This is a genomic window from Micromonospora sp. NPDC018662 (assembly GCF_044391475.1).
Taxonomy (GTDB): domain Bacteria; phylum Actinomycetota; class Actinomycetes; order Mycobacteriales; family Micromonosporaceae; genus Micromonospora.
Genome location: NZ_JBISAC010000018.1, coordinates 62,263 through 70,374, shown reverse-complemented (window position 1 = coordinate 70,374; position 8,112 = coordinate 62,263). Strand labels below are relative to the sequence as shown.

General features: G+C 73.3%; 4 protein-coding genes. All 4 read left to right on the top strand.

Going from position 1 to position 8,112, the window contains the following annotated elements; translation table 11 throughout:
- Nucleotides 1–290: 290 nt before the first annotated feature.
- The 4 genes from mfd (at nucleotide 291) to ACH495_RS30820 (ending at nucleotide 8,031) form a co-directional block, all read left to right on the top strand.
- Nucleotides 291–3,998 (top strand): transcription-repair coupling factor, encoded by a 3,708-nt coding sequence (gene mfd / locus ACH495_RS30835; RefSeq protein WP_396861229.1) that lies wholly within the window; start codon nucleotides 291–293, stop codon nucleotides 3,996–3,998.
- 217 nt (nucleotides 3,999–4,215) lie between these two features.
- Nucleotides 4,216–4,971 (top strand): hypothetical protein, encoded by a 756-nt coding sequence (locus tag ACH495_RS30830; RefSeq protein WP_396861228.1) that lies wholly within the window; start codon nucleotides 4,216–4,218, stop codon nucleotides 4,969–4,971.
- Nucleotides 4,968–5,957: a nucleoside triphosphate pyrophosphohydrolase gene (locus tag ACH495_RS30825; protein ID WP_396861227.1), complete on the top strand. Its 990-nt coding sequence runs from the start codon at nucleotides 4,968–4,970 to the stop codon at nucleotides 5,955–5,957. The genes ACH495_RS30830 and ACH495_RS30825 overlap by 4 nt, the downstream gene beginning before the upstream one ends.
- Nucleotides 5,958–6,411: 454 nt before the next feature.
- Nucleotides 6,412–8,031 (top strand): DUF885 domain-containing protein, encoded by a 1,620-nt coding sequence (locus ACH495_RS30820; protein WP_396861226.1) that lies wholly within the window; start codon nucleotides 6,412–6,414, stop codon nucleotides 8,029–8,031.
- The last annotated feature ends 81 nt before the right edge of the window (nucleotides 8,032–8,112 follow it).

Genomic DNA, 8,112 nt, shown 5'->3' with positions numbered 1-8,112 from the left:
ACCCCACCGACCAGCCAGAAAACACCTCACACCACCACGTCAAGACCCCCCGACCAGCACAAACAGGATGAGACAAGCTCACGGAAAGAGTGGCCTTCGCGTCGCGAATAGGCACTCTTCCCGTGAATCTGCGCGCGCAGAGGGCGGGGGTGGGGCGCGCGGGTGGGGGTGGCGGGACGTGTGGGTGGGGGGTGTGGGGGACGGGAGAGGGATAGGCTCGATGGGTGCACCCCCCGTCCGGCTGGACGCGGGGTCGTCTTCATGCGTCAAGCCGCTGGAAGTGATCACTGATGCTCACCGGACTCTTCGCCGCCGCCCTGGCCGATCCCGGGCTGGCCCGGGCGCGTGACCTGGCGCGCTCCGGTGCCGCGCAGGTCGACGGCCTCGACCTCACCGCGCCCGCCGCGCTGCGCCCGTTCGCGGTCGCGGCGGTAGCCGCAGACGAACAAGGTGCCGGCCGGCCGGTGCTCGCGGTCACCGCCACCACCCGGGAGGCCGACGACCTGGTCTCGGCGCTGGGCAGCCTGCTGCCGCCGGAGCAGGTGGCGGTCTTCCCGTCCTGGGAGACGCTGCCGCACGAGCGGCTCTCGCCCCGGTCCGACACGGTCGGGCGGCGCCTCGCCGTGCTGCGCCGGCTGGCCCACCCCGACTCGGCCGACGCGCACGGGCGCACCGGGCCGCTGCGGGTGGTCGTCGCGCCGGTGCGGTCGCTGCTCCAGCCGCAGCTCAAGGGCCTCGGCGACCTGGAGCCGGTGCAGCTCGCCGCCGGCGAGGAGGCCGACCTGGACCAGGTCGCCCGCCGGCTCACCGACATGGCGTACGCGCGGGTCGACCTGGTCACCAAGCGCGGCGAGTACGCGGTGCGCGGCGGCATCCTGGACGTCTTCCCGCCCACCGACGAGCACCCGTCCCGGGTCGAGTTCTGGGGCGACGAGGTGGAGGAGATCCGCACCTTCGCGGTCGCCGACCAGCGCACCATCGAAGGCGTACCGCAGCTCTGGGCGCCGCCCTGCCGTGAGCTGCTGCTCACCCCCTCGGTGCGGCAGCGGGCCGCCGCGCTCGCCACCGAGCACCCCGAGCTGGCCGAGATCCTCGACAAGCTGGCCGAGGGCATCCCGGTCGAGGGGATGGAGTCGCTCGCCCCGGCGCTGGTCGGCGACGACGCGCTGGAGCTGCTCGTCGACTGCATGCCGGCCGGCACCCACGTGCTGCTCTGCGACCCGGAGCGGATCCGCACCCGGGCGCACGACCTGGTCCGTACCTCGGAGGAGTTCCTCCAGGCGAGCTGGGCCGCAGCCGCCGTCGGCGGCCAGGCCCCGGTCGACCTCGGCGCCGCCGCCTTCAAGACCCTGGCCGACGTACGCACGCAAGCGCGCGCCCTGCGCCAACCCTGGTGGACGCTCGCGCCGTTCGGCCTGGTCGAGGCCGACCCTCATTCGGTCCGGAGCGCCGGCTACCGGCGCGGAGGCCGAATTATGGTCGAAGAGGCCGCGCCGGCCCGGCAGCCCTGGGAGGACGCGCCGGCCGCTGTCGACGTCACCCCCGACGACGCCATCGCGGTGAGCCTGGCCGCCCAGCCGGCCCCGCTCTACCACGGCGAGACCGCCCGGGTGGTCGACGACCTGAAGCGCTGGGCCGGCGAGGGCTGGTCGATCGCGCTGGTCTTCGAGGGGCACGGTCCCGCCCAGCGGGCCGTCGAGGTTCTCCGCGACGCCGGCCTCGGCGCCCGGCTGGTGGAGGAGGTGCCGGCCGCGCCCGTCCCGGGCGAACTGCTGGTGTCCTGCGGCTGCCTGACCGCCGGTTTCGTCGACGAGGCGTCGAAGTTCGTGCTGCTGACCGGCAACGACGTCACCGGCGGCCGCGGCACGTCGACCCGCGACATGCGCAAGATGCCCAGCCGGCGGCGCAACACCATCGACCCGCTGGAGCTGCGCGCCGGCGACTTCGTGGTGCACGAGCAGCACGGCATCGGCCGCTACGTCGAGCTGGTGCAGCGCACGGTCAACGGCGCCAGCCGGGAATACCTGGTCATCGAGTACGCGGCGAGCAAGCGCGGCCAGCCCGGCGACCGCCTCTTCGTCCCCACCGACCAGCTCGACCAGCTCTCCCGCTACGTCGGCGGCGAGCAGCCCACGCTGCACAAGATGGGCGGCTCGGACTGGCAGAAGTCCAAGGCCCGGGCCCGCAAGGCGGTACGCGAGATCGCCGCCCAGCTCATCCAGCTCTACGCCGCGCGCAAGGCGTCCAAGGGGCACAACTTCGGGCCGGACACGCCCTGGCAGCGGGAGCTGGAGGACGCGTTCCCCTGGCAGGAGACGCCGGACCAGATGGCCGCCATCGAGGAGGTCAAGCGGGACATGGAGCAGACCGTCCCGATGGACCGGCTGATCTGCGGCGACGTCGGCTACGGCAAGACCGAGATCGCGGTACGCGCGGCGTTCAAGGCGGTGCAGGACGGCAAGCAGGTGGCCGTGCTGGTGCCCACCACGCTGCTGGTGCAGCAGCACTACAACACGTTCGCCGAGCGGATGAGTCAGTTCCCGGTGAACATCCGGCAGCTCTCCCGGTTCCAGACCCCGAAGGAGTCCGAGCGGACGCTGGAGATGGTCGCCGAGGGCACCGTCGACATCGTCATCGGCACCCACCGGCTGCTCCAGGCGGCCACCCGGTTCAAGCAACTCGGGCTGGTCATCATCGACGAGGAGCAGCGCTTCGGCGTCGAGCACAAGGAGCACCTGAAGACGCTGCGCGCCTCGGTCGACGTGCTCGCCATGTCGGCCACCCCGATCCCGCGGACGCTGGAGATGGCGATCACCGGCATCCGGGAGATGTCCACCATCGCCACCCCGCCGGAGGAGCGGCACCCGGTGCTCACCTTCGTCGGGGCGTACGACGACCGGCAGGTGGCCGCGTCCATCCACCGCGAGCTGCTCCGCGACGGTCAGGTGTTCTACCTGCACAACCGCGTCGAGTCGATCGACCGGGCGGCCCGTCGGATCCGCGAGCTGGTGCCCGAGGCCCGGGTCGCGGTCGCGCACGGCCAGATGGGCGAGGAAGCGCTGGAGAAGGTGATGGTCGGCTTCTGGGAGAAGGAGTTCGACGTCCTGGTCTGCACCACGATCGTGGAGTCCGGCATCGACATCCCGAACGCCAACACGCTGATCGTCGAGCGCGCCGACCTGCTCGGCCTGGCCCAGTTGCACCAGATCCGCGGCCGGGTCGGCCGGGGCCGCGAGCGCGCGTACGCGTACTTCCTCTACCCGGCCGAAAAGCCGCTCACCGAGAACGCGCACGAGCGGCTGGCCACCATCGCCCAGCACACCGAGCTGGGCGCCGGCATGTACGTGGCGATGAAGGACCTGGAGATCCGCGGCGCCGGCAACCTGCTCGGCGGCGAGCAGTCCGGCCACATCGAGGGCGTCGGCTTCGACCTGTACGTGCGGATGGTCGGCGAGGCGGTGTCCGCGTTCAAGGGCGAGAGCACCGAGGAGGAGTCGGAGGTCAAGGTCGACCTGCCGATCGACGCGCACCTGCCGCACGACTACGTCGGCGTGGAGCGGCTGCGGCTGGAGATGTACCGCAAGCTCGCCGAGGCCCGCGACGCGGAGCGGCTGCACGAGGTGGTCGCCGAGATGACCGACCGCTACGGTGAGCCGCCCGCCCCGGTGCAGAACCTGGCCGCGGTGGCGAACTTCCGGCTGCTGGCCCGCCGCTACGGCCTGGCCGACGTGTCGATGCAGGGCAAGCACATCCGGTTCGGCCCGCTGCCGCTGCCCGACTCGAAGCAGATGCGGCTCAAGCGTTACCACCCCGACTCGGTCTACAAGCAGGCGCTCGACCAGGTCAGCGTGCCCCGACCGAGCACCCGCCGGATCGGCGGCGAGCCGCTGCGCGACCAGGCGCTGTTGGAGTGGTGCGCCCAGCTCCTGAAGGACGTGCTGGGCGAGCCCGAGGAGCTGGCCGGTTCTGCCAGCCCCGCGGTGGCGAGCGGAAGGTGACACGGCGAAGCCCGAGGAGCTGGCCGGTTCTGCCAGCCCCGCAGTGGCGAGCGGAAGGTGACACGGCGAAGCCCGAGGAGCTGGCCGGTTCTGCCAGCCCCGCAGTGGCGAGCGGAAGGTGACACGGCCAGCCGGCGGCGGCGCAGCCGGCCGGGGCGGGGGCGCGGTGCGGTGGGCGGCGTCACAGCCGGACACGCGGCGTGAGAGAGTGACCGTCATGCGTGCTCGCCGTCTTGTCGCCGTCGCCAGCGTGGCGGTCGGCCTCGTCGCCCTCTCCGGTTGCCGTACCGAGCCCGGTGTCGCCGCCTACGTCGGCGACACCCGCGTCACCGAGGACCAGGTCACCTCGATCCTCGACGAGGTCCGGGACGGCCTGGCCAGCCAGCCGGCCACCGCCCCGCAGGCCGACGCGTTGCTGCCGGCCCGGGACCAGGTGGTCGCCACGCTGGTGCTGTCGGACGTGTGCCGGGAACTCTCCGCCGACAAGGGCTACCAGCCGCAGGGCCAGGTGACGCCGGAGCAGGTGGCGCAGCAGACCGGGCTGCCCGCCGACGCGGCGTACCCGAAGAAGGTGGCCGAGTTCTACACCTGCATGTCCGGCCTGCCGGCCAGCGCGCAGGCCGCCCCCACGCCGGAGGAGCTGGCCACCGTGATCGCGGCCGGCCGGGCCGCCGGCGCCATCCCGCCGGACGTCTCGGACGCCGACGCCGCCCGCCAGCTCGACGGCGAGCAGCTCCGCTCCGCCCTGGGCACCCGCAAGTCGCTCGCCGACGCCATCGGCGGGTACGACGTCTCGGTCAACCCGCGCTACCGCCCGCTGGCGTTCCCGCTGCTCAGCTTCAAGGGCGACGTGCCGGCGGTGGCCGTGCCGCTGGGCGAGCCGGGCTCGTCGGTCACCGACGTCTCCACCCCTGAGCCGGAGACCGGCGAGTCGGTGCCGGTGGTCGAGCCGTCGGCGGCGCCCGGCGCATGACCGCGCGCATCGTCCTGCTGGTCACCTCGCCCCGGCTGCCGGCCGGCCTGTTGACGTCGGCCGCCTGGGACGCCGTACGCTCCGCGCCGGTCCTCACCGGTGCGGAGAGCGAGCTGACCCGGGCGGTCCGGACGGCCGGCGCCGAGGTGCGCGTGGTGACCGAGGGCGCGACGCAGGCGCTGCTGGACGCCGCCGCCACCGGTGGCGGCGCGGTCTGGCTGGCCGGCCCGGCCGGCGACGAGGCGCTCGCCCGCGAGCTGGGGCTGCGGCTGGCCCGGCAGCCCGGCCTGGCCGAGTTGGAGCTGATGTACGGCTCCTGGGACCCGCCCGGTGCCCGGCTGCTCGACGCGGTCGAGGTGATGGACCGGCTGGCGTCCCCGGGCGGTGATCCGTGGAAGCGGGCGCAGACGCACCGCAGCCTGGCCCCGTTCCTGCTGGAGGAGTGCTACGAGGCGTACGACGCGATCGGCGCCGACGACACCGACGCGTTGCGCGAGGAGCTGGGCGACGTGCTGCTCCAGGTGCTGCTGCACGCCCGGCTGGCCGAGGACCTGCCGGAGGGCCGGGGCTGGACGGTCGACGACGTGGCCGGTGGCCTGGTCGACAAGATGGTGCGCCGCAACCCGCACGTGTTCTCCGGTGAGCAGGCCGGCTCGATCGAGGAGATCGAGGCGAACTGGGAGCGGATCAAACGGGCCGAGAAGACCCGTGACTCGGTGCTGGACGGCATCGCGTTGAGCCAGCCCGCGTTGGCCCTGGCCGCGAAGATCCTGGACCGCGCCGGCCGGGTGGGGCTGGCCGTGCCGCCGCCGCTCGCCGAGTCCCAGGTGGACGCCGAGGCGCGGCTCGGCGCGAGCCTGCTGGCCACCGTGGCCGCCGCCCGGCAGGCCGGCATCGACCCGGAGGCCGCGCTCCGACGCGCCACCCTGGCGTACGCCGAGGCGGTCCGCGCCGCCGAACGCCCCACCCCCCACCCCCCCACCTGACCCCCGCCCCGGCAACCATCGTCGATCTTGCACTTCCGGCCTCGGCAAATCGGCCGAATCAGACATCTCGCGGGCCGCAACTACAAGATCGACGGTCCAGTCCGGTCCGGAGCGGGGTGCTGCTGGGGGTCGGCTTCTCGAATTGCGAGAGTCGATGGCCACTTCTTGGGAATTCTGAAGATCTTGGTAAGAAATGGCCCCGGGAAGGGCCGTTTCGTACCAAGATCTCGCAGCCGAGCCGAGCCGAGCCGAGCCGAGCCGAGCCGAGCCGAGCCGAGCCGAGCCGAGCCGAGCCGAGCCGAGCCGAGCCGAGCCGAGCCGAGCCGCGTCCGGCCTCGGCGGAGTTGACCAAGGAGTTTGCGTCGGTGCGCGGGCGTGCCCCGGACGCAAACTCCTTGATCAGCGAGGACGCCGCAGGCGGGGGAACGTCGGGGGTGGTGGGTAGGGTTCCCGCATGGAAGCGTTTGGGGTGCTCGCGGAGCGGATCGTGGAGGCGTTGCTGGAGAGCCGGCCCGGGTTGGCCACCTCCGCCGGGGACCACCGCTACGACGACCGTCTGCCCGACCTCTCCGCCGACGCGCTCGCCGCCGACCAGGCGATGCTCAAGGACGCGGCCGACGCGCTCTCCGAGATCGACCCCGACGTGCTCGACCCCGACGAGAGCGTCGACCACGCGCTGCTCAGCAGCCTGGTCGACCGGGGGCTGTTCGAGACCACCGAGATCCGCAGCCACGAGTGGGACCCGCTGCGGCACAATCCGGGCCCGCTGCTGCACGCGCTGCTGGCCCGTCCCTACGCCCCCGTCGAGGAGCGGCTGACCCACCTGGTCGGGCGCCTTTCCGCCGTACCGGATGCCCTGGCAACCGCGCGCGCGACGTTGCGGGACATGCCGCGGGTCCACGCCGAGACGGCGGTCGGGCAGTTCACCGGCGCGGCCGCGTTGGTCCGCGACGAGGTGCCGGCGCTGCTCGCCCAGGCGCCGGCGCTGCGCGACCGGGTGGGGCCGGCCGCCACCGCGGCGATCGCCGCGCTGGACGAGTTCGTGTCGTGGTTGCGGGCCGGGCTGGCGGCCGACGCCGGGCCGGGGCGCGACCCCCGGCTGGGCCGGCGGCGCTGGGAGGCGCGGCTGTGGCACACGCTCGACACCGAGCTGGGCGCCGCCGAGGTGCAGCGCCGCGCCTGGGCCAACCTCGACCGGGTCACCGACGAGATCCGCGCGGCGGCCGTCGAGCTGGTCGGCGGTCCGGCCGACGACGAGACGGTACGCCGCGCGCTGGGCCTGCTGGCCGCCGAGCACCCGGACGACGCCACCATCGTCGACCTGGCCTCGGTCACGCTCGACGAGGCCGCCGACTTCGTCCGCCACCACGACCTGGTCAGCCTGGTCGACGACCCGTGCGTGATCCAGGAGATGCCGGAGTTCGCGCGCGGCGTGGCGGTGGCCTACTGCGACGCGCCGGGCCCGCTGGAGACGGCCGACGTGCCGACGTTCTACTGCATCGCGCCCACCCCGGCGGACTGGTCGGCGCAGCGGGTCGAGTCGTTCTACCGGGAGTACAACGACCACATGATCCGCAACCTGACCGTGCACGAGGCGATGCCCGGTCACTTCCTCCAGCTCGCCCACGCCCGCCGGTACGCCGGCCCGACCCGGGTCCGCGCGCTCACCGAGTCCGGCGTGTTCATCGAGGGCTGGGCGGTCTACACCGAGGAGCTGATGGCCGGGCTCGGCTTCGGTGGGCTGCCGGTGCGGTTGCAGCAGCTCAAGATGCAGCTCCGGATGACCATCAACGCGCTGCTCGACCAGCTCGTGCACTGCGACGACCTGCCCGAGGCCGAGGCGATGGCGTTGATGACCGGGCGGGGCTTCCAGGAGGAGGGGGAGGCGGCCGGCAAGTGGCGGCGGGCGTTGCTCACCTCCACCCAGCTCTCCACCTACTTCGTCGGCTACAGCGAGATGGCGGGCATCGCCGCCGCCCGACCGGCGGGCGTGCCGGTGCGCGACTGGCACGACGCGATGCTGTCGCACGACTGCCCACCGCCACGCCACCTGCGCACCCTGCTCGGCGTCTGACCCACCGCCGCAGGTCCCCTTCCGGAGGGATCACATCCACCGTCTCCGTCCTCTAGGGTCGGCCGTGGCCGCTCAGGGCCG